Source organism: Acinetobacter sp. CAU_H_S139_7, assembly GCF_058599305.1.
The window spans coordinates 2,462,207-2,483,541 of the sequence record NZ_CM178651.1 but is presented as its reverse complement, the minus strand read 5'-3'; the positions used below and the strand labels follow the sequence as shown (position 1 = coordinate 2,483,541).

General features: G+C 41.4%; 19 protein-coding genes. 10 read left to right on the top strand and 9 right to left on the bottom strand.

What is annotated here, in order from left to right; genetic code table 11:
- The first annotated feature begins 138 nt into the window (after window positions 1-138).
- On the top strand, window positions 139-753 hold the full coding sequence (locus AC4MC0_RS12140) for a carbonic anhydrase (protein ID WP_004981036.1): 615 nt from the start codon (window positions 139-141) through the stop codon (window positions 751-753).
- Between the two features lie 30 nt (window positions 754-783).
- On the opposite strand, the gene AC4MC0_RS12135 is transcribed toward AC4MC0_RS12140, so the two are convergent.
- The gene (locus AC4MC0_RS12135) at window positions 784-1,425 is read right to left on the bottom strand and encodes an arylesterase (RefSeq protein ID WP_335997018.1); all 642 of its coding nucleotides are present in this window, start codon (window positions 1,423-1,425) and stop codon (window positions 784-786) included.
- An 11-nt stretch (window positions 1,426-1,436) separates the two neighbouring features.
- Here AC4MC0_RS12135 and AC4MC0_RS12130 point away from each other — a divergent pair, with 11 nt between their 5' ends.
- Together AC4MC0_RS12130 and AC4MC0_RS12125 are read left to right on the top strand one after the other, a co-directional pair.
- On the top strand, window positions 1,437-2,165 hold the full coding sequence (locus AC4MC0_RS12130; protein WP_335997019.1) for an ABC transporter ATP-binding protein: 729 nt from the start codon (window positions 1,437-1,439) through the stop codon (window positions 2,163-2,165).
- Window position 2,166: 1 nt separating this feature from the next.
- Window positions 2,167-4,656: an ABC transporter permease gene (locus AC4MC0_RS12125; protein ID WP_335997020.1), complete on the top strand. Its 2,490-nt coding sequence runs from the start codon at window positions 2,167-2,169 to the stop codon at window positions 4,654-4,656.
- Window positions 4,657-4,686: 30 nt separating this feature from the next.
- Here AC4MC0_RS12125 and AC4MC0_RS12120 read toward each other — a convergent pair whose 3' ends face one another.
- Window positions 4,687-5,502 (bottom strand): rhomboid family intramembrane serine protease, encoded by an 816-nt coding sequence (locus tag AC4MC0_RS12120; RefSeq protein ID WP_335997021.1) that lies wholly within the window; start codon window positions 5,500-5,502, stop codon window positions 4,687-4,689.
- A gap of 77 nt (window positions 5,503-5,579) precedes the next feature.
- On the opposite strand from AC4MC0_RS12120, the gene mtgA reads away from it, so the two are divergent.
- Together mtgA and ppk1 are read left to right on the top strand one after the other, a co-directional pair.
- Window positions 5,580-6,254, top strand: coding sequence for a monofunctional biosynthetic peptidoglycan transglycosylase (mtgA, locus tag AC4MC0_RS12115; RefSeq protein WP_004694386.1), 675 nt, complete (start codon window positions 5,580-5,582; stop codon window positions 6,252-6,254).
- Between the two features lie 110 nt (window positions 6,255-6,364).
- On the top strand, window positions 6,365-8,449 hold the full coding sequence (gene ppk1, locus AC4MC0_RS12110; RefSeq protein WP_125274041.1) for a polyphosphate kinase 1: 2,085 nt from the start codon (window positions 6,365-6,367) through the stop codon (window positions 8,447-8,449).
- Window positions 8,450-8,535: 86 nt separating this feature from the next.
- Here ppk1 and oxyR read toward each other — a convergent pair whose 3' ends face one another.
- From oxyR to rubA, 4 genes are all read right to left on the bottom strand, one after another.
- Entirely contained in the window at window positions 8,536-9,438 is a 903-nt protein-coding gene (gene oxyR / locus AC4MC0_RS12105; RefSeq protein ID WP_058869206.1) for a LysR family transcriptional regulator OxyR, read from the bottom strand.
- A gap of 13 nt (window positions 9,439-9,451) precedes the next feature.
- Complete coding sequence (locus AC4MC0_RS12100) at window positions 9,452-10,390, bottom strand: alpha/beta fold hydrolase (RefSeq protein WP_004694383.1); 939 nt, start codon at window positions 10,388-10,390, stop codon at window positions 9,452-9,454.
- A gap of 57 nt (window positions 10,391-10,447) precedes the next feature.
- Complete coding sequence (locus tag AC4MC0_RS12095; RefSeq protein ID WP_078390066.1) at window positions 10,448-11,626, bottom strand: NAD(P)/FAD-dependent oxidoreductase; 1,179 nt, start codon at window positions 11,624-11,626, stop codon at window positions 10,448-10,450.
- Between the two features lie 68 nt (window positions 11,627-11,694).
- Window positions 11,695-11,859 carry a rubredoxin RubA gene (gene rubA / locus AC4MC0_RS12090; protein WP_004694381.1) on the bottom strand — a complete coding sequence of 55 codons (165 nt, stop codon included), beginning with the start codon at window positions 11,857-11,859 and terminating at the stop codon, window positions 11,695-11,697.
- Window positions 11,860-12,373: 514 nt separating this feature from the next.
- Here rubA and AC4MC0_RS12085 point away from each other — a divergent pair.
- A complete protein-coding gene (locus AC4MC0_RS12085; RefSeq protein WP_005399870.1) occupies window positions 12,374-12,916 on the top strand; it encodes an adenine phosphoribosyltransferase in 543 nt (180 codons plus the stop codon).
- A 36-nt stretch (window positions 12,917-12,952) separates the two neighbouring features.
- Here AC4MC0_RS12085 and AC4MC0_RS12080 read toward each other — a convergent pair whose 3' ends face one another.
- Window positions 12,953-13,459: a YqiA/YcfP family alpha/beta fold hydrolase gene (locus tag AC4MC0_RS12080; RefSeq protein ID WP_114837258.1), complete on the bottom strand. Its 507-nt coding sequence runs from the start codon at window positions 13,457-13,459 to the stop codon at window positions 12,953-12,955.
- Window positions 13,460-13,736: 277 nt separating this feature from the next.
- Between AC4MC0_RS12080 and lysS the strand changes: the two genes are divergently transcribed.
- The 3 genes from lysS to cysN all read left to right on the top strand — a co-directional run bounded on the left by lysS (window position 13,737) and on the right by cysN (window position 18,450).
- On the top strand, window positions 13,737-15,263 hold the full coding sequence (gene lysS / locus AC4MC0_RS12075; RefSeq protein ID WP_004694374.1) for a lysine--tRNA ligase: 1,527 nt from the start codon (window positions 13,737-13,739) through the stop codon (window positions 15,261-15,263).
- Window positions 15,264-15,752: 489 nt separating this feature from the next.
- Entirely contained in the window at window positions 15,753-16,667 is a 915-nt protein-coding gene (gene cysD / locus AC4MC0_RS12070) for a sulfate adenylyltransferase subunit CysD (RefSeq protein WP_004694369.1), read from the top strand.
- A gap of 166 nt (window positions 16,668-16,833) precedes the next feature.
- Window positions 16,834-18,450 carry a sulfate adenylyltransferase subunit CysN gene (cysN, locus tag AC4MC0_RS12065; RefSeq protein WP_279044575.1) on the top strand — a complete coding sequence of 539 codons (1,617 nt, stop codon included), beginning with the start codon at window positions 16,834-16,836 and terminating at the stop codon, window positions 18,448-18,450.
- Window positions 18,451-18,540: 90 nt separating this feature from the next.
- Here cysN and AC4MC0_RS12060 read toward each other — a convergent pair whose 3' ends face one another.
- On the bottom strand, window positions 18,541-19,422 hold the full coding sequence (locus tag AC4MC0_RS12060; RefSeq protein ID WP_491887116.1) for an IS982 family transposase: 882 nt from the start codon (window positions 19,420-19,422) through the stop codon (window positions 18,541-18,543).
- 159 nt (window positions 19,423-19,581) lie between these two features.
- Between AC4MC0_RS12060 and AC4MC0_RS12055 the strand changes: the two genes are divergently transcribed.
- Window positions 19,582-19,845, top strand: a complete 264-nt coding sequence (locus AC4MC0_RS12055) for a hypothetical protein (RefSeq protein ID WP_426978977.1) — start codon at window positions 19,582-19,584, stop codon at window positions 19,843-19,845.
- Between the two features lie 119 nt (window positions 19,846-19,964).
- Here the strand turns inward: AC4MC0_RS12055 and AC4MC0_RS12050 are convergent, their stop codons facing one another.
- Window positions 19,965-21,128: a sterol desaturase family protein gene (locus AC4MC0_RS12050; protein ID WP_491887115.1), complete on the bottom strand. Its 1,164-nt coding sequence runs from the start codon at window positions 21,126-21,128 to the stop codon at window positions 19,965-19,967.
- Window positions 21,129-21,335: the final 207 nt, after the last annotated feature.

Here is a 21,335-nt window from a genome sequence, read left to right as displayed (position 1 = left end):
CTGCGTAACGATTTTTTTGAGATAAAATGCAAATTTAAAATTAAGCAAAAAAAGAAGCCGCTATGTTTTTTGCAAGTGACAATCAATTTCGCTGGGATTAAACTAGTCCAACTTAATAACAATCGGGTGGGAAAGGGAATGCTAACAGCTCAAGAAGCTTTAAGCCGTCTAAAACAAGGTAACCAACGTTTTGTAGCGGGTGAGACAACCCACCATAAGCAATTGTCTCACCAAGCACGAGCAGAGATGGCGGAAGACCAAAATCCATTTGCCATTGTACTGGGATGTTCTGATTCTCGTGTACCTGCAGAAATGGTATTTGACCAAGGTTTGGGTGATCTGTTTGTTATTCGTGTTGCAGGAAATGTAGTTGCACCTTCACAGGTTGGCAGTGTTGAGTTTGCTGCTGAGCGTTATGACTGTGCGGTCGTTGTGGTACTTGGTCATAGCCATTGTGGTGCGATTCAAGCCACCATTGACACCCTGATGAACCCAGATAGCCCACCGTCTGCAAACTTGATGTCGATTGTAAACCGTGTCCGTCCTTCGGTTGAAACCTTGATGCAAACCGAACTGAAACATGACTTATGCAAACTGTCTAAACATGCGGTACGTTCAAATGTATTTGCTTCTGTCAATCAGTTACGTCATGGCTCAGCTGTGCTTGAGAGTTTGATTGCCAAAGGCAAGTTACAAGTGGTTGGCGCTGAGTACTCACTTGAAAGTGGTGAAGTGGTTTTTTTTGACTTCTGATCAGCGGATATGATCAGAATAAAAGGCGCTTTATAAAGCGCCTTTTATATAGGGATAAGCTAAATTTAATAAAATAGGCTGTGCTTTGCTATTTGGATGAACCAAATCTTTTTGCATCAAGCTTTTATTTCCCGCTACACCTTCTAAAAAGAAGGGCAGCAATTTAACTTTGTATTGTTGACTGACCACTTTGTAATTATTTTCAAATGCCTTGCTATAGGCTGTGCCATAGTTTGGTGGCATTTTCATCCCCAAAATAACCACGGTGGCATTGGCTTTTTGACTCTGTTGAATCAACTGAACTAAATTTTTTTGAATCATCTGAGGGGGCTGACCCCGCAATCCATCATTCCCGCCAAGCTCAATCACGACTACATTTGGCTTATGCGTTTGCAACAGTTTGGGTAAACGAGCCAAAGCACCACTGGTGGTTTCACCACTCACACTGGCATTGACCACTTTGTGTTGTTTCGGATACTGTTGGTCTAACCGTTTTTGCAGTAAATTTACCCATGCTTGCTGTGGTTCTATGCCATAACCTGCACTAATGCTATCTCCTAAAACCATCACGGTTTTTGCAAAAACCCAAGTGGGGCTTAAGCACAGTGCAAGCAAAACCAAGTATGAACTGATACATTTTTTAAATTTGCGATTTTGCACGAATATTTGCATATAGGGATGTTATGACCCAAGTTCATAGTGATGTAAGCATCATGCCACAAGTGATTATTTCTGCCCAGCAACTGACACAAAAGATTAAACTTCCGCAAAAAGAACTGACCATTTTCTCAGATTTGAGTCTCAGCATCGCAGCAGGTGAACAAGTCGCAATTACAGGACGTTCAGGTTCAGGAAAGTCTACCTTACTGGGTATTTTGGCGACCTTAGATCAGGCTAGCGGTGGTGAGCTAATCGTTTGTGGTGAAAGTATCTCCAAGCTCAATGAAGAACAGCGTGCGAATGTGCGTTTGAAGCATATTGGTTTTGTGTTTCAGTCCTTTCAACTGCTGCCACACCTGACTGCTGTTGAAAATGTGATGCTGCCGTTACGGCTTCATGCATCATTTAACTTCGCTGAAGCGGAGCAACGTGCTTTGAGTTTGTTGCAAAAAGTTGGATTAAAGCGACAGGCCACCCAAACACCGAAGGTACTTTCAGGTGGGGAGCAGCAGCGCGTTGCAATTGCCCGTGCGCTGATTGCTGAGCCAAAAATTATCTTTGCCGATGAACCAACAGGAAACTTAGACAGTCAAACTGCGCGAGAAATTGAGCAACTATTGTTTCAATTGAACCGTGAGTTGGGTACGACCCTGATTTTAGTAACGCATGATCATACGCTTGCGGAGCAGTGCCAACGGCATTTTGAATTACTCGATGGGCAGTTGATCGAACATCCTCGAACGGGAGGATAAAATGAATTCTTTATTTCAACCCTTACTGAAGCAAAGTTTTAAAAGTAGTGGTGTGTATTTATTGATTATTGCGTTGATTCTCGCGATCAGCGCCACGACTGCACTAAAGTTTAGTAATGAACAAATTCAGAACGCCGTAGCGTTGCAAGCCGCTGAGATGTTAGCAGGGGATTTGGTTCTAACGGACAGCGAAAAGCTCGATCCGAAATGGAAAGCACGAGCGACAGCTCTCGATTTAAAACAATCCGAAGTCACTGTCTTTAGTTCGATGGCATATACAGATGATCAGTTTGTTATGGTCAATGTCAAAGCCATCGATCAAGCCTTTCCTCTGCGTGGAGAGTTACGCATTCAGCCTGCTGCGAAGCGCATTGCCTCGGGTGAAGTGTGGTTGAGTCAGCGTGCTAAGGATTTGCTACAGGTTAAACTGGGCGATCAGCTGAATATTGCAGATGGTACTTTCAAGGTGACAGGCTTGATTGAGCATGATTCCAATCAAGAGTTGGGCTTTTCTGGGTTCTCGCCGACGGTGATTATTTCTGAAGCGGATATTACCAAGACCAATGCCATACAAGTCGGTAGTCGTATTGACTATCGTCTACTGATGGCAGGTACAGCACAAAATACCCAGAAGTTTGAAGCAAATTTTAAGAAGCAAAATGCAGCACCTATGGATGTAGATGCGGCAGCTCAAAGTGTCAATGCTGAAGAACCACAAAACAGCTTACGCCTACGCAATGCCAGTGAGGGCAATACCCGCTTAATGAAACCAATTGCAAATTTGGACACTTTTTTGCAGTTGGCGAATATTTTAACGATTTTGCTGTGTGGAATTGCGATTGCTCTGACCAGTCAGCGCTTTGTACAACAAAACCAAGACCACATTGCGCTATTGCGTTGTATGGGGGCTGCGAAGTCACAAATTCTCTGGGCTTACCTCAGCTTGTTAGGTGTGGTGTTTTTGCTTGCCATGTTGGTCGGGAGTGCAGTGGGGGTAGGGCTGGGCTATGGCCTGTTACAGCTGATGTTACAACTGATCCCACACTTAAGTATTGCGTTTTCAGCGTGGGATATGCTGCTCGGGCCGATTCCGATTGCTATGTTGACCAGTGCCGTAGTGCTTCTGGGTTTTGTCTTGCCGAGTTTTTGGGAACTGTTAAATACGCCACCGATCCGAGTCATTCGCAGTCAAGAAAAATCGGTTTCGTCTATGTTTTGGATGTTGCTCGCAGGAACGGCAAGTCTGGTGCTGTTTAGTATCGTTCTGACTGAAAACATTGTACTGACAGCCATGGTGATTGGGGCAATTATCATTCTATGTGCAGTGTTATACGCTGTAGTCTGGCTGAGTTTGAAGTTTCTGCGTGGCTTGAAAAATGCGGTTTCTGCTTATGTTCGCACACCTTATCAGACTGCATTTCAGATTACCGCTTTGGCTTTGGGACTTAGTTTAATTACGGTCTTAGCCGTGCTACGCACTGATTTATTAGAGCGTTGGCAGCAGCAAATTCCTGAGGGAACCCCGAATCAGTTTGTATATGGTTTACCGCCTTTTGACATGCCTAAGTTAAAAGCACAAATTGAGCAGAACCAATGGAACAGTACACCGCTCTATCCCAATATTCGGGGCAGGCTGATTGCCAAAAATGGACAGCCCTTTGCTGCGGATTTGGTCAAGCAAAATAATTCCTTACGCCGCGAATTAAATTTGACTCAAGCTGACAATTATCCTAATGATAATGTAATTGTCTCTGGGGCATCAAAACTCACAGCAAAAGGACAAGTTTCGGTAGAAGCCAATACCGCAACAGAGCTTGGGATAAAAGTGGGGGATCAACTGACCTTTAGCTTACCAGAGGGTGTCATTCACGCCAAAGTGGCAAACTTAAGAACTGTAGAATGGGAAAGTTTTAGCCCAAACTTCTTCTTTATTTTTGCGCCCCAAACTATGGATGAAAATGCGGGCAGTTATTTGGGTAGTTTTTATGTACCAGAGTCTGACCAAGCGAAATTGGTCAGCATTATTCAGCAATTTTCCAACACTGTCTTTATTGATGTCAGTTTAATTTTAGATGAAATTAAGCGCATCGTGACCGTGCTGGTGCAGATTGTCACGATCCTTGCAGTTTTAGTGAGTATTTCAGGTATTTTGGTTTTAATTGCGTGCCTGAACCTACTCATGGATGAGCGCAAACGTGAGGTGGCGTTATTACGTTCATTTGGTGGTTCCAAGCAAAAACTCAGAACTATGCTCAGTCTAGAAATTGGCTTTATTGGTTTTATGGCAGGTGTGGTTTCTTGTTTGTTTGCTGAAACAATAAGTGCGGTAGCATGTTATCGCATGGGATTAGCCATTCAGCCACACTGGGAAATCTGGTTCATTTTACCACTGTTCATGACCTTACTCTGCGCGCTGATTGGGCGTTATCGCTTAAGTTATCTCAGTGATATTCCACCTTTACAAAGTTTGAGAGAGATCAATCAATCGTGATTGATCTCTTAATACGTTAAGTGTTGAATCTTAGAAGTTGAGCTGTTGACGCATCATCATTAACACTTCAGACCATAGGGGTTGAATGTGGGTTACAAGGTTTTGGCAGTGTAAGTAAAACCAATATGATCCGCAGGCCGCCAAAACAAGGCTCAGCGGCATAATCCAACGCTGCTGCATTTTTTGGGAGAGATACCAAAGTGCTGCCAAGACAGCACCCATCAACATGCCGCCAATATGTGCGGCATTATTAATACCTGAAATCATAAAGCCCATGGCTAAGTTGATGCCCATCACGATGAGCAAAGTCTTTTTATCTAAAATAAAACGTTGCTGTGGGAGCATCGGCAGTAGCGATAGAACCGTCAGTGCTGCCCCCAGTCCCATGACGGCACCTGAAGCCCCTGCACCGACACGAGGCAAGAGTTCAGGGTTTGCTAACCCAATACGAATCAGTTCATAACTTTCTTGAATGGCGATATAACCACTGAGCAAGCTACCCATGAGACCCGCAAGAACATATAGCGCAAGAAAATAGACACGTCCAAACATTTGCTCCAACACACTGCCAAAAATATACAGCGCCCACATGTTCAACATGAGGTGAACCAAGCCAAAATGAAAGAACATACTGCTCAATAAACGCATTGGTTCAGCCAAGAAGGTGAGCGGTGCATAGTCTGCTCCCCAGCGTATGGCATCCGCCGTACTTGGATTGCTGACATCCATGCCCTGCAGGATTTGCCAAAAAAACAACCCAACATTCACGGCAATAATGACGGCGGTAATCCACCATAAATGTACGTCAAATTTTGTTTTGATTTGCGGAGGTGTAAGCTCTGTCATGCTATTCTTGCTAAAATTTTGCTATATTTGCCCAAGCTTAGCATGAATAAAAATGATTTTTGGAGTAAGCCACTGGCATGAAAGCTTTTATTGTTCGTAGTTTGTTAGTCGTTGTCAGCTTCGTGCTTTTGGTACAGTTGTGGATTTTTGCAAGCCTAGCGTGGTGGCGTTACAAGCCAGTGGAAACCACCATGTTTATGCGGATTGATTATTGGTCTGAGCCATCTAAACCCATTCAACACGAATGGCGTGATTATGACGAGATCAGTGAGTACATGAAAAAAGCCATTGTTGCGGCTGAAGATGGCAAATTTATGCAACATCATGGTTTTGACTGGGATGGGATTCAAGCGGCGCTTGAACGTAATAATGACACGGGAAAAGTGGTTGCGGGCGGTTCGACGATTTCTCAGCAATTGGCCAAGAACTTATTTTTATATAACAAACGTTCATTCATTCGTAAAGGTCAGGAAGCTGTTGCAACTTGGATGATGGAACGGATGTGGAGCAAAGAACGCATCTTAGAGGTATATCTGAACTCGGTGGAGTTTGGCGATAATATCTATGGCGTGGAAGCTGCAACCCAACACTACTTTGGTAAAAGTTCACGTAGCTTAAGCCGAGAGCAGGCGGTCTTTTTAGCGGCCATTTTACCCAATCCGAAATACTACCAAGACCATCAAAATGACCGTAAGTTGCAAAACCGCGAGCGCATGATTCGAAAGTATATGCGCTATAGCGATATCCCTTAATTTGATTGATGTGAAAAAGCCCAAATTTATGGGCTTTTTTTTATGAAATTGTCACAAAATTGAAGCATACTTATCATGATAAAACGCATTCAAATAATCAAAGGTTAGCTATGAATACGGCAGCAAGCACATCTCCGATACTACAACCTGAATACGCGTATAACGATCGCTATATTAACCGTGAGTTATCGATATTAGATTTCCATTTACGTGTATTGGAACAAGCCGTAGATCCTTTACATCCGCTGTTAGAACGGATGAATTTCTTACTGATTTTTTCACGTAACTTAGATGAGTTCTTTGAAATTCGTGTTGCAGGCGTCATGGAACAGTTGGATCTGGGTAATGAAAGCCGTAGCCCCGATGGCTTAACCCCACGCCAAGTCCTCGATCAAATTTCGCAAACTGCACATGCTGCAATTGAACGTCAGTATCGTATTCTCAATGATGAAATTTTGCCGAAACTACGTGAGGAAGACATTTGCTTCTTACGCCGTGGGGAACTGACACCTGCACAGTCTTCATGGGTGAAGAAATATTTCCAAGAACAAGTTGCACCTGTCTTAACACCGATTAGCCTTGACCCTGCGCATCCATTTCCGCGTTTAGTGAATAAAAGTCTCAACTTTATTGTGACTTTGGAAGGGAAAGACGCATTTGGTCGTCAGATTGATTTGGCCGTTGTTCCTGCACCGCGTTCATTGCCACGTGTGGTTCGTTTACCAGATGAGCTCACAGGCGGAAAAGAGCATCATGTGATGCTCTCTGCCATTATCCATGAACATGTTTCTGACTTGTTCCCAGGGATGACAGCGACTGGTTGTTATCAGTTCCGTGTCACACGGAATGCCGATTTGGCGCTCAATGAGGATGTGGAAGACTTAGCCAAAGCACTGAAAGGTGAGTTGAGTTCACGTCGTTTTGGACGTGCAGTACGTTTGGAAGTCACGCAAAACTGTCCAGAACATATTTATAATTACTTGCTAGATGAATTTGATCTGCATCAAGAGCAGTTGTATAAAGTTGAAGGACCTGTGAACTTGGCGCGTTTATTGTCCAATTTTAAACGTCCACATCTACGGTATGACGCACATATTCCTGTTATTCCTAAAGTGTTGAAAAAGTCGGAAAGCATGTTCTCTGCAATGCAGAAGCAGGATATTTTACTACATCATCCGTTTGAGTCTTTCGCACCTGTGATTAACTTGTTGCGTGAAGCGGCACGTGACCCACAAGTGTTGGCAATTAAGCAAACCCTCTATCGCAGTGGTGCAGACTCTGAAATTGTACAAGTCCTAGCAGAAGCGGCGCGTAATGGTAAAGAAGTTACCGCGGTGATTGAGCTGCGTGCGCGTTTTGATGAAGAGTCAAATATCGAAGTGGCAAATGTGCTACAAGAAGCGGGTGCTGTGGTTGTTTACGGCATTGTGGGCTATAAAACTCATGCCAAAATGATTCTTGTGGTACGCCGTGAAAATAATAAACTCGTTCGTTATGTGCACTTGGGAACGGGTAACTACCATGCGGGTAATGCGCGTATTTATACAGACTATGGTTTGCTCACGACCGATAAAGAGTTGTGTGAAGATGTACACCGTATTTTCCAAGAATTGACAGGTATGGGGAAAATGGCGAAGCTGAAAAAGCTACTTCATGCGCCGTTTACGCTCCATGCACAACTGATCAACTTTATTGATGATGAAATTGCCAATGCGAAAGCGGGTAAGAAAGCGCAGATTATTGTGAAAGTGAATGCACTAACCGAAGTGCAACTAATCAATAAGCTGTATGAGGCATCACAAGCAGGTGTACAAATTGATCTCATTATTCGTTCAATTTGTTGTCTACGCCCGGGCTTGCCAGGGCTTTCGGAAAACATTCGTGTACGTTCGATCGTGGGGCGTTTCTTAGAACATACCCGTGTTTTCTACTTTAGTAATAATGGCGATGCGCGTATTTATGGTTCGAGTGCCGATTGGATGGATCGAAATCTATTTAATCGTGTTGAGGCCTGTTTCCCAATTGAAGATCCTGCTTTGAAAAAACGTATTTATCAACAAGGTTTATTGACCTATTTGCAGGATAATCAACAAGCTTGGTTACTACAGGGTGATGGAACTTGGCTTCGTGCGACGCCAGCTGAAGGCGAAACCGAGCATAATGCGCAGCGTTATTTGCTAGATGTGATTAAATAACTTTAGAGGGGTGCTTGGGTCTAAAAAAGATTCAGGCACAAAAAAAGGAGTCATGTTTGACTCCTTTTTTATGCACTAAAATAAGCTTAGTGCAGATTTTGAGTAATTTTTTGCAGGATTTGTAATAGCACATCAAATTCGCTTTGTAGCGGGGTGCTTTTACGTGTCACCAAAGCTAAGATACGGCTTGGAGCAGCTTCAATTTGTTTGACCATCAAATCTGGATTCGCTTTAATCATATTGGTATGAATTGCGATTTCAGGTAATAAGGTAAAACCAAGATCAGCCGATACCATTTCCACAAGGGTCGGTAAAGAACTCGCTTTTAAACGATGATCGTTTTTACGCTCACCAATAGGGCAGGCACTTAGAGTATGGTCACGTAAGCAGTGGCCTTCTTCAAGCAACATTAAACGCGAAAGGTCTAAGTCATCCAGCGATTTGGCTTGGCTTGCGATATCTGACTTATTGCAGACCAAAAATAAACTTTCTTTTGCGACTTCAGCAACTTTTAAGCCACGTGTATCAAAAGGTAGAGCCAAAACGACCATGTCTAAATTGCCATGTTCGAGTTTTTCTACAATTTTCTCACTTTGCGCTTCGTGCAAATGTAGTTGAATTTTAGGGAGTTGCTTATGCACTTCATCTAACAATTGCGCCAGAATAAATGGCGCAATGGTTGGAATAACACCTAGATGTAAATCACCAGTTAAAGGCTCGCTCATTTCTCGGCTTAAACGCATCAGGTCTTGAGCATCTGCCAGTAGAACACGAGCACGAGCAACGACTTGCTCGCCTAGAGGAGTTAAGCGCACATTTTGGCGATCACGCTCTACAAGTACGCCACCGAGTAGGCGTTCAAGCTCCATAATCCCGCCCGACAAAGTCGATTGGGTTACAAATGAACGGCGTGCAGCTTCAGTAAAATGCAGCGTTTCTGACAGTGTAACGAGATATGACAGCTGTCTTAAGGATGGTAATGCAGCCATAGTGTCCTAATGATTATGATTTAAAGTGTTGTGCAAATAATTCGCTAAGATTTGGAATGAAGTGCGGTGGGATATCATGCCCCATTCCATCAATTAATTCAAATTTAGCGCCCATAATTGCCTTTGCAACGGCCTTTCCGTGACTAGGCGGGAGTAAACGGTCTCGCGAACCGTGTACCACAAGGGTCGGTTGTTGAATCTGTTTGTCCAGTTGCAATAAAGAACCTGTACATAATATTGCTAAAAACTGTTGAAGTACACCCGCAGGGTAATAACTTCGGCGATATAATTTGCGAGAAGTCTGAATTGACTCGATTGGATTGTGATAATCAGGCGAGCCAATGATCTTAAATACTTTCAAAGAGTGGCTCACAATTCCTTCTTCATCGGTCGATTCAGGTCGACCAATTAGACTAAAGAGTTGCTTTGGAAAAGGCGGCGGCAGTAAAGGTTGGTTGTTACTGGTGAACATCAGGCCGAGCTTTTTGACCTTTTGTGGGTGACGCGCTGCTAGAATTTGCCCAATCATACCACCCATGGATGCACCAATCACATAACTTTCATCTAAACCTAAACGGTCTAAAAGCAGTGCCACATCGTCAGCCATGTCGTATAGGTCATAAGGTGCACCACGGTTATCTAAACCTAAAGCAAAACGCCCCATCAGTTTGAGGGTGTTTAAGCGCGGACCTTGATGTTTAATTTTTGAAGATAAACCAATATCGCGGTTATCAAAACGAATGATACGAAACCCTTGATCAATCAGTGATTTACAGAAGAAATCAGGCCAAAATAAGAGCTGTGCTCCTAAACCCATGATCAAAACAATGGTCGGATGATGGTCTTCGCCACCGATTTCGACATGGAGTTCAATACCATTGCCTAAGTCGACTTTGGTTTCGCGCATAAAAGAGGTATAGGGTGAAAGATTATATTGGAGTGCGCTATTCATTATTGTAATCCTCACATAAAGGACATCTATTGTTATAAATGTCCTTTTATTTAAACTCTAAACCTGTGCTGGAATCAAGTCTGGAACCAGTTTTGTTAATGCTAAACGTTGTTTCGCTGCGGTTGCACCGAGCAGTACGAAGCCGCGAAGTGTACCTTGACTGTCTAGGGCTTTGGCAATCATGCCATCGTCTAATTCCTCAGTTTCCCAGTTCACCTCTGCATCGATTGGCGCAGGCAAAACAGTGAGCGGCGCAGCGGGTGTTTTAACTGCTACAGGCATAGCAGGGTAATGCACCGCAGTAGTATCACCATTTAAGGTTTTGGCTAAAGCGCGTGCTTGCTGCATGATTGGCATGACATAAGGTAGCAAGAGTCCGTTCACTTCAGCACAATCTCCTACCGCGTAGATGTGCGGCTGATTGGTCTCAAGTTGTGCATTGGTCAAAATGCCACGACTGGTTTGAATATCTGCTTCTTTTGCAAGGGAAATACTCGGTTGTAAGCCAATCGCAGATAACACTACATCTGCAACCAAAGACTGACCATTGGCCAAGGTCACAACATAGTCACCATTTTCAATTTTAGACACTTTTTCAACTGTGGTGCCAAGGACAAAATGAATACCCGTTGCCTCAAGGTTTTCTTTAAAGGCACTTGAAACATGCGCTGGCAATAAACGGCCCAAAGGCTGGTTTGCCAAGTCGATAACGGTGGCTTGATGACCTGTATGTTGTAAATCATTGGCAAATTCACAGCCGATGAGACCAGCACCTAAAATGACTACGCGTTTGTCTGCACGTTTTTCAAGTTCTGCGCGGAAGGTTTTATAGTCGTCTAGATTGTTTACAACTTGAATGTCATTGCTTCCATCACCTGCAATGGCTAAGCGAATTGGGTTTGCTCCTACCGCTAAAACCAATTGAGAGTAGGGCTGTGTAGATTCAGCGCCATCTTTAATAACGGTTAACTGCTGTTGTTCAGCATGAATCTCTTTCACCCAAGTATGCGTGGCAATTTGCATTTTCAGTTGTGTTGCCATTTTCTCTGCATCACCCAAAGCAATCTGTTCAGGCGCTTTGTTGGCAACAAAGGCATTGGACAATGTTGGTTTGGCATAATTAGTCGCATCATCTGCACATAGCATAAGCAGCTCTTGTTCAGGGTTCAGCTTGCGAAATTCACGTGCTACAGCATAGCCTGCCATACCTGAGCCAATGATGACGATGGGATGCATAAGGTTCTCCAGAGATTATTTTAAAGACGTAAAAAAAGACCATGCTGCATGGTCTTTAACACTATGAATTAGATTTCAACCATTTCAAAATCGATTTTTGACACGCCACAATCTGGGCAAGTCCAATCGTCAGGGATATCGTCCCATTTTGTTCCCGCCACGATGCCATCTTGTGGCCAACCTTCTGCTTCGTCATAAATCCATCCACAAACGATGCATTGATACTTCTTCATTTGACTCTCCAAAACGCTGAACAAGAAAGGGTTCAGCAAAATAATCCATTACGCAAGCTGCTATTCATCTGAGTTGTTAGCATACTTCGCTAAGCTAAATTTTTACGCAGTTCTAATACGAATGTAAAGTAAATATCGGAGTTTAATGATTGAATCTATCGGCTAAAAGCGATGATCAGGACAAAATGTATCATTTAAAACAAGATCGCGTTTTGCGAATGTGTGAAGGTTATAGATGATTACATCTAAAAAAGATACGTTTTTTCAGTCAGCTAGCCTTATAAAATTATTGATGTATAGACTAAGGTCGTGCTGTAAACTCAAAGTTAAATTGCTATTTTAATATTGAGTATTTCTATACCTAATATTTACTAAATAAATTATTTAATTGAAAACAAAAACTTACATAAATATTTTGGTTGTTCAGTTGGCTGCATAGTCAGTGCTTGACTGTTTTTTTCACAGATAAAGCTGTAAAATTCATCTATTCCTTTTCAAATTTTATTGATCTCCTATGAACAACTTGTCTACAACGTTGTGGTCGCACATTCGTACGGTCCAAGATTTTCCAAAACCTGGGATTTGCTTCTTCGATTTAACGCCATTGTTTATGAGCAATATTGAGCCTTTAACCGACGCGTTAATTGCAAGTATTCCTGCGGAACAGTTGGCGGAAGTTGACAGTTTTGTTGCTGTAGAAGCGCGTGGTTTTGTGCTTGCGAGCTTATTGGCACAGCGTTTAGGTAAAGGTTTATTGTTGGTGCGTAAAGCGGGCAAGCTGCCACCACCAGTGGTGGGCGTGGGTTATAGTTTGGAATATGGTTTAGACCGCTTAGAAATGGCAGCCAATACCCCATCGCAAAAAGTGATTATTGTGGATGATGTTTTAGCGACAGGTGGGACATTAAAAGCCGTTAATCAGCTGGTGGCAAAATGTAATCATGAAGTGCTCGGTGCTAGTATTTTTCTTGATTTGCCTGATTTACATGCTGACTTAGGTTTAAAGATTTGGTCAGTGTTAGATGACAAGTCGAAACCAGAATCTGTTGCTGCATAAGCACATTAAAAAGCCTTGGCACATCCAAGGCTTTTTTTATTTATATAAATATTGTTGTTCTAGATGTTCAATCAGTTGATTAATATTTTCAGGTTTAAGTAGTCGGTGATGCCCACCTTCAACTGCTTGAATCAACATATAATTTTCTAAAACTTCCTGTGCTGCATACATATCAATTAATTCATCTCCCAGCTCCAAGTAGGCCACTTGCGGTACATTGTGGTCTAAGTCAGTCTCATCAATACTGGGGTAATCATCACGAAAGTCAGGGGCTAAGCGTGGGTTAGCAATTACACACGGAATTTGATGTAGCAGCGACATTTTCAATGCCCAATATGCACCAATACAATGTCCAACAATAATCTCAGGTTTTATTTTTTCAATAATATCGTCGTAGAAACTAGCTACGGTAGAAAAATTGAGATAGCGATAATCGATATCGATACAAAATTTCTGCTTTGCATCAATGGCATGGAATTTAGTGGACTCACGTGAGGAGTCTAATCCATGCAAAAACAAAATTTTAGATTCGCATCTGCTCATGATTTATCATTCAATTAAAAAACTAAATTATTTTATGAGTGGAGAAAAGTTTACTTTTCCACGATTTATAATGTCCATTGTAGAGGGATTGACCGTGAAATGAAGTTAGCTTTTGGTCTAAGAAATAGACAGATCTTTTATACGGTGGGCGTCTTAGGTCCGAAATAAACAGGATGTATACTTTTTTATATACCGCGTGGTTTTTGATGATGCTCATTCGTCTGGAATTCTGCTATGCTATGCAACTTCCGTTTTTTAATACATATACGAGGCAGAGATGACGCAACAAAACGCTCAATCGACTTCTGAACAAGCCATTTCCGAAAACGATTTAATTGCACAGCGTCATGCCAAGTTAAAGCAGATTGAAGATCAAGCCAAACAAGCGGGCACTAGCCCATGGCCAAACACCTTTAAACGTGAACATTATGCGCAAGACTTACAAGATCAATTTGCAGACAAAAGCAAAGAAGAAATTGAAGCAGCAGAGCATGTTTATGTGTCTGTAGCGGGTCGTGTGATGTTGAACCGTGGTTCATTCATCGTGATCCAAGATATGACGGGTCGTATCCAGTTATATGTAGCGCGTAAAGAGTTAGCACCAGAAACCTTAGAAACTATTAAGAGTTTAGATCTTGGCGATATTATCGCGGTGAAAGGTTATATTGGTCGTTCAGGTAAGGGTGACCTTTATGTACATATTGAACACTTTGAGCTTTTAACCAAGTCGCTTCGTCCACTTCCAGATAAATTTCATGGTCTAAACGATACTGAAGTTAAATATCGTAAGCGTTATCTTGACCTGATTGTAAACGAAGAAACACGTAAGACTTTTGAAATCCGTGCCAAAGTGGTTTCAGGCATTCGTGCGTTCTTAACTGAACAGCGCTTCATGGAAGTAGAAACACCGATGATGCATGTGATTCCGGGTGGTGCATCAGCGCGTCCATTTGAAACGCATCATAATGCTTTGGATATGCCACTTTTCTTACGTATTGCACCTGAGCTTTACTTAAAGCGTTTGGTGGTTGGTGGTTTTGAGCGTGTGTTTGAAATTAACCGTAACTTCCGTAACGAAGGTGTTTCGACGCGTCATAACCCAGAATTCACTATGATTGAATTCTATCAAGCTTATGCAGACTATAAAGACTTGATGGAACTTACTGAAAATATGCTTGAGCGCTTAGCGCTCGATATCTTGGGTTCAACTGATGTGCCTTATGGTGAAGAAGTGTATAGCTTCAAAGGCCCATTCAAGAAAATTTCGATGTTTGATGCCATTCTTGCGCACAACCCACAGTTCACGCCTGAAAATGTCAATGATCGTGAGTTCTTGGCAAAATTTGTGCAAGAAGAGCTGAAAGAACAGGTGAAACCTGGTTTTGGTTTGGGCAAACTTCAAACCATCGTATTTGAAGAAACTGTTGAAACTCAGCTACGTCAACCGACTTTCATTACAGAATATCCTGCTGAAACTTCGCCATTGGCACGTCGTAATGATCATAACCCGCACATCACTGACCGTTTTGAGTTCTTTATTGGTGGTCGTGAACTTGCGAATGGTTTCTCAGAGTTGAATGACCCGATTGACCAAGCTGAGCGTTTTCAAGCACAGGTTTCAGAAAAAGATGCAGGTGATGATGAAGCAATGCACTACGATGCAGACTTTGTTGAAGCACTTGAGTATGGCTTGCCGCCGACAGCAGGTGAGGGTATTGGCATTGATCGTTTAGTCATGTTATTCGCTAATGCAGCAAGTATTCGTGATGTGATTCTGTTCCCACACATGCGTCATAAAAACTAAGTTTGATATGAACATAAAAAGCCCGCATTTATTGCGGGCTTTTTATGTTTTACGAATTAATCTCGAAATAATTGGAATCCAAACTTTTGGTTATCATGTTGATATATAAAACTAACAAGCCGGTCTACATCGAGTGTGCTTTTTAGTCTTCTAGGTTGCGAGTTTGATGAGTCACATACATAGAAAGTAAATGAAACCGACTTTAGGTCTTTGTAAATGTATTGCCAAGCAGAAACATAGATGAAAAATCGAAGCATGGAAGGGTGAACAGGCTGAATACTTTGAATGAAGTTGATGTAATATTTGAGTGTATTTAGGGATTTATGATCATTGAATAAAACTTATAGATCTTATCAATTTTGTTTTATATGAGGTTTTTGCATATAAATATAATAAAACAAGCAATAGTGTGTATAACTAAATCTTTATAATGAATATATATTTTTAAAAGTGTAATAAGTACACGATTTTTGTGAGTTGGTGCTGTCAATGTCATTAAATGAGGAAAGACTTACTCATCTTAAACAGCTTGAAGCTGAGAGTATTCATATTATCCGCGAAGTAGCTGCTGAGTTTGAAAACCCAGTGATGCTTTATTCTATTGGTAAGGATTCAGCCGTCATGCTGCATCTGGCGCTCAAAGCGTTCTATCCTGCCAAGCTTCCATTTCCACTTCTACATGTAGACACGGGCTGGAAATTTAAAGACATGATTGCTTTCCGCGACAACATGGCAAAAACCCATGGCTTTGATTTGATCGTACATCAAAACAAAGAAGGGAAAGATGCGGGCATAAACCCATTTGATCATGGTAGCTCAAAATATACCGACATTATGAAAACTCAAGGCTTAAAACAAGCACTTGATAAATACGGTTTTGATGCGGCATTTGGTGGTGCACGTCGTGATGAAGAAAAATCACGTGCTAAAGAACGTGTCTACTCATTCCGTGACTCGAAACACCGTTGGGACCCGAAAAACCAACGTCCTGAACTTTGGAATCTTTACAACGGTAAAGTGAACAAAGGTGAAAGTATTCGTGTATTCCCACTATCAAACTGGACTGAGCTTGATATTTGGCAATATATCTACTTGGAAAGCATTCCATTGGTTCCACTTTATTTAGCTGCAGAACGTCCTGTGGTTGAGCGTAGTGGCACCCTGATTATGGTTGATGATGAACGCATGCCTTTAAAAGAAGGCGAAGTTCCACAAATGAAATCGGTACGCTTCCGTACACTTGGTTGTTACCCACTTACGGGTGCAGTTGAGTCAACGGCAAATACCTTGCCTGAAATTATCCAAGAAATGTTGCTTGCAACCAGCTCTGAACGTCAAGGTCGTATGATTGATCATGATGAAGCGGGCTCAATGGAGAAGAAAAAGCAAGAAGGTTATTTCTAACAGTTTATAAATCTCTCCCCTTGCGCAGCAGTGCTGCTCATCTTTTTCTAAGAGAGGGGAAAAGCCCTTCTTTTGTAAAGGGGAAAGTCTCCCTTAACAAAGGGAGATTTAGAGGGATTAAAGAGATTAAAAACCGATTTCTAAAGAATATGTGGAGTTTTGAGCAATGTCTCATCAATCAGAACTGATTAGCCAAGATATCTTGGGCTATCTAAAACAACATGAAAATAAAGACTTATTGCGTTTTCTGACTTGCGGTAACGTCGATGATGGTAAGTCAACTTTAATTGGCCGTTTGCTTTACGATTCAAAATTGATTTATGAAGATCAATTGCAAGCAGTAACTCGTGACTCTAAAAAAGTCGGTACGACAGGCGATGCACCTGACTTGGCACTCCTTGTCGATGGTCTACAAGCTGAACGTGAACAAGGCATTACCATTGATGTGGCTTATCGTTATTTCTCAACTGAAAAACGTAAATTCATCATTGCCGACACGCCAGGACATGAGCAATACACGCGTAACATGGCGACTGGTGCGTCAACCTGTGATCTTGCGATTATCTTGATTGATGCGCGCTATGGTGTACAAACTCAGACGCGTCGCCATACTTATATTGCAAGCTTACTTGGCATTAAGAACATTATTGTTGCGATTAACAAAATGGACTTAGTTGAATTTTCTGAAGCGCGCTTCAATGAAATTCAGAAGGAGTATGCAGGTTTTGTGGCGCAATTGGGTGACCGTAAGCCAAACAACATTATCTTTACGCCTATTTCAGCATTGAATGGTGATAACGTTGTCAATAAATCACCAAATACGCCATGGTACACAGGCGAAACTTTGATGGGTACGCTTGAGTCTGTGGAAATTAACCGCAGTTCGGTGACTAACGATTTCCGTTTCCCTGTGCAATATGTAAACCGTCCAAACCTCGACTTCCGTGGTTTCTGTGGCACGGTTGCGCTGGGTGATGTATCGGTAGGTGACAAAATCGTGGCTTTACCATCAGGTAAGTCGTCGACCGTCAAAGAAATTGTCACTTATGATGGTAATTTAGAGCGTGCTGTTTCAGGTCAAGCGGTAACCTTGACTCTGAATGACGAAATTGATATTTCGCGTGGTAACGTGCTTGTGCGTGCGGATCAAGCTGCGCCAGAAATTTCACGTTCGGTCAATGCCACTGTGGTTTGGATGGCAGATCAACCGCTGGTGATTGGTAAGTTGTACAACCTAAAAGTGGGTACGCAAACCGTTCCTGCAAAAGTCACTGCTATTAACTACCGTACCAATGTCAACACATTGGAAAAGGCACAAGTGGATAGCCTTGAGCTGAACGCCATTGCTAATGTCACTGTTGAGTTTGATGCACCTGTGGTATTTGATCGCTACCAAGACAGTCGTTATACAGGTTCGTTTATCTTCATCGACCGTTTAAACAACGTGACGATTGGTGCGGGTATGGTGGAAGAGTCTGTGGAATGGTCTGCGCATAGCAACCCTGTCACAGCGGAAGACCGTGCTGCACGTTTAGGTCAAAAACCTGCTGCGGTAACTGTCTCTGCGAAAGCTCTAGAAAATGCACAAGCACTTGAAAACTTGTTGATTCAACAAGGTGTAGTTGCGATTGCGAAAGCGGGTCTAACTGCTGATCAGGTTGCACTAGTACGTGAAACAGGTGTGGTTGTGGTGACTGACCTTGTCGACGGTACAGATGTCGCATTCACTCAAGATGCGGTTGAAGAGCTAGCTGATAAAATTGTTGAATTGGTTCGTCTATAAGAGATTGAGCTGATTTGAAGGAACCCACCCTAAGGTGGGTTTTTTATTTCTATTTTAGATGGATAAATATTATTCAAATAAACGCCAATCTCAACTTTGAATAAGGCTTTCCAGTTGTAAAGGTGGATTTCCTAATCGTGTATTTAAAATTACTGCAATGGTATGTGAAAGAATCTTACGCGTAATTCTATGCGTTAAATGCCATAAATCTTTAGCTCTTACTTTTTGAATGTGAAATCGTTCAGTTAATTGACCTATAACAATCTCAATTTTTCTACGAGCATTCATGAGCCTCGCCATAGCTTCCTTAGACCTGCTATCAGTCATGTTCTTTCTATAAGGTGTTTGTAAATCAATATCTTGGTACTTAAAATAGTGTTTTAATTCAGGTCTTAAGTATCCTTTATCACCACCAAGTAATCCCTGAATATCTTGAGTAATTTCTGGTGCAACATCACGTTCATCACAATGAGCTGGAGCAAAAGTATAGCCTGTAATCATTCCTGAAAAGTTAATAACGATATGTCCTTTGAAACCATAATATTTTTCTTGTTTAGCCGCACAATAACTAAAACCTGCAGATTCTTTGAAGTTTTTATGTTTTTTTGCTCTAGCATAACGACAAACAGGTATAGGAAAGCCATCGATAAAATGAATATTATCTAAACCGAAAACAGATTTTAGTTGTGACATAATCTGTTGATTTACATGCCATAATTTTGCACAATGTTTGCAAAAATTAGGATAGGAACCTAATTTTGGAAACCATTCAAACCAATTGTGTTTAAAGTAGAACCAGATATTTTTATCAGAATCTAAGCCAAGAAACTCTCCCACAATTTGTATAGTAAGAATTTCAATATCACTTAAAGCGGGTGGAAATCCTCTACTTCTTAAAGGTTGAATGACAATCGCTGAGTAAAATTGCTCTATGATTAAAAATACAGAAATGATAAATTCGTAAATGGACATAACTTGCTTTGCTTTTCTTAGTCGAAAATTAAATTGGGTTATGTCCTTTTTATTTCAAAGACTTAAAAAGTTGAGATTCGCGTCAAATAAATAATGTGATATTTCAATAAAAATTCAGTGCTATAGAATGCCTCTTTTGTAGAGGGGTATTATGAAAAAATATTATTATTTATTGGTTTAACTTTAACTTTTGCTGCTGATGCTAAACAGGCTACGCAAAGTGATGAAGCGATTAAGAAGGAAATTATTCAACAATCGATACAAACGTATTCGGGAAATTGTCTTTGTCCTTACAATACTGCAAGAAATGGAAGTCGGTGTGGTAAACGTAGTGCTTACAATCGAGTCGGTGGTGCTGCGCCACTTTGTTATCCAGAAGACGTGAGTGATCGTATGGTAAAAGAATTTAAAGGGCGAGCGTAATTTAAGTTCGATTTACAAGGCTTGGAAAATGAAAGAAAACCTGCGGAGATACAGGTTTTCTATTTTGGTGAGGGATTAGACAAGCTTCAATTATTGAGATTGTTAATCGATTGGTTTTGTTAGGAAGTCTCATTATCTTTGTTTAAGCGCTTTTTCAGTTTATTCACATAACGTTTAAATGGCCAAGTAAACTGCTTCACAAAACTGTTTGGAATTTTATAGCCGACGGTGCCATATACACTGGCCAAATGATTAGGCATGTAAATCGATTTAAAAATCACGTCATAAAGTGGAATAAAGGCTGCATAATTTTTATCAATCGCAGGCTTTTCAGAAGAATGATGCCAGTGATGAAATTCAGGTGTTGCGATCAACCAGCGCAGATAGGGAAAGCGGAAACGCACGTTGGAGTGAATGAAAATGGCATGGAAAGAAATAAAGACCAAATAAGCAAAGACTGCAGAGGTATGAAAACCTAACAGAAAAATTGGTAAGGTTGCGATAAAACGGGTCATTAACACTTCAACGATGTGTAAGCGTGAAGAGGCTAGCCAGTCCATTTGTTCCGTTGAATGGTGAATGGCATGAAAGCGCCATAAAAAGTTCACTTCATGCATCGCACGGTGTAACCAATAGGTAGTGAAGTCCACTACAATCAATAACTCAATAAACTGCAACCAAATTGGCTGCGCCTGCACATAAGGCACAATCGGGTTATTGGGAATATGTGTGATCCAATACTGAATAGGCATGACCGTTAAAAATGAAAAAAGCTGAATGCCAATATGGCTAAACATGAAATATTTCATGTCTGTGACCCAGCCAACGCGCAGAATTTTCTGTTCAGTGTTCTTTGCAAAGAATCCTTCAAGTGGTATAAAAACCAAAGCAAGGATGATTAAGGTAATAACGAAATAATCAAAACCTGCATAAAATGGCAAAGTGGGTAATGTCGGTGCTTTGATTAATCCACAACCTAAAACAGCCGCTAAAATGGTGATACACAAACCATAAAAACCATATTTATTCTGTTTAATGATCGCACTATAGGTACCAAAACCAGCACTGATGACGATACCGAACAATAATGTGTAGTAGAAAACATCATAGTGTTTGCTATATAGCGGACGTAGTTCTGGTGTGGTGAGCACAGTGGGAAATAAAAAACATAAAGCAGCAAAAATACCCAAAAAGCCTAAGGAAACAGAAAGAAATGCACTGATCTTGCCTTGCCCAGCATTGAGTAGTAGGTTTTCAAATTTTTTTCTAAGTTGATCTGTCATTTTAATTTAATTCTGAATTTTAGGAGTTTTATCAGAGTTCACTTGAGGGGGTGAGCATGCAACATAGGTTAAATTTTAGCGGTATTGCAACTGTTCAGCAATCTTATCTAAAAATATCAAGTAATCCTTCACGTTTATCCATATGATCTTAAATTTTGATGTTCTATTTCAGAATTTGAGGTTGCAATCATTAAAAAATTATTTAAG

Coding starts and splice junctions, on each gene's coding strand:
- cysD (WP_004694369.1), top strand. CDS start 15,753: ATGTCATTAAATGAGGAAAGACTTACTCATCTTAAACAGCTTGAAGCT.
- ppk1 (WP_125274041.1), top strand. CDS start 6,365: ATGAATACGGCAGCAAGCACATCTCCGATACTACAACCTGAATACGCG.
- AC4MC0_RS12130 (WP_335997019.1), top strand. CDS start 1,437: ATGACCCAAGTTCATAGTGATGTAAGCATCATGCCACAAGTGATTATT.
- AC4MC0_RS12140 (WP_004981036.1), top strand. CDS start 139: ATGCTAACAGCTCAAGAAGCTTTAAGCCGTCTAAAACAAGGTAACCAA.
- AC4MC0_RS12080 (WP_114837258.1), bottom strand. CDS start 13,459: ATGAGCAGATGCGAATCTAAAATTTTGTTTTTGCATGGATTAGACTCC.
- rubA (WP_004694381.1), bottom strand. CDS start 11,859: ATGAAGAAGTATCAATGCATCGTTTGTGGATGGATTTATGACGAAGCA.
- AC4MC0_RS12125 (WP_335997020.1), top strand. CDS start 2,167: ATGAATTCTTTATTTCAACCCTTACTGAAGCAAAGTTTTAAAAGTAGT.
- cysN (WP_279044575.1), top strand. CDS start 16,834: ATGTCTCATCAATCAGAACTGATTAGCCAAGATATCTTGGGCTATCTA.
- AC4MC0_RS12120 (WP_335997021.1), bottom strand. CDS start 5,502: ATGACAGAGCTTACACCTCCGCAAATCAAAACAAAATTTGACGTACAT.
- AC4MC0_RS12135 (WP_335997018.1), bottom strand. CDS start 1,425: ATGCAAATATTCGTGCAAAATCGCAAATTTAAAAAATGTATCAGTTCA.
- AC4MC0_RS12095 (WP_078390066.1), bottom strand. CDS start 11,626: ATGCATCCCATCGTCATCATTGGCTCAGGTATGGCAGGCTATGCTGTA.
- AC4MC0_RS12050 (WP_491887115.1), bottom strand. CDS start 21,128: ATGACAGATCAACTTAGAAAAAAATTTGAAAACCTACTACTCAATGCT.
- mtgA (WP_004694386.1), top strand. CDS start 5,580: ATGAAAGCTTTTATTGTTCGTAGTTTGTTAGTCGTTGTCAGCTTCGTG.
- lysS (WP_004694374.1), top strand. CDS start 13,737: ATGACGCAACAAAACGCTCAATCGACTTCTGAACAAGCCATTTCCGAA.
- AC4MC0_RS12100 (WP_004694383.1), bottom strand. CDS start 10,390: ATGAATAGCGCACTCCAATATAATCTTTCACCCTATACCTCTTTTATG.
- AC4MC0_RS12085 (WP_005399870.1), top strand. CDS start 12,374: ATGAACAACTTGTCTACAACGTTGTGGTCGCACATTCGTACGGTCCAA.
- oxyR (WP_058869206.1), bottom strand. CDS start 9,438: ATGGCTGCATTACCATCCTTAAGACAGCTGTCATATCTCGTTACACTG.
- AC4MC0_RS12060 (WP_491887116.1), bottom strand. CDS start 19,422: ATGTCCATTTACGAATTTATCATTTCTGTATTTTTAATCATAGAGCAA.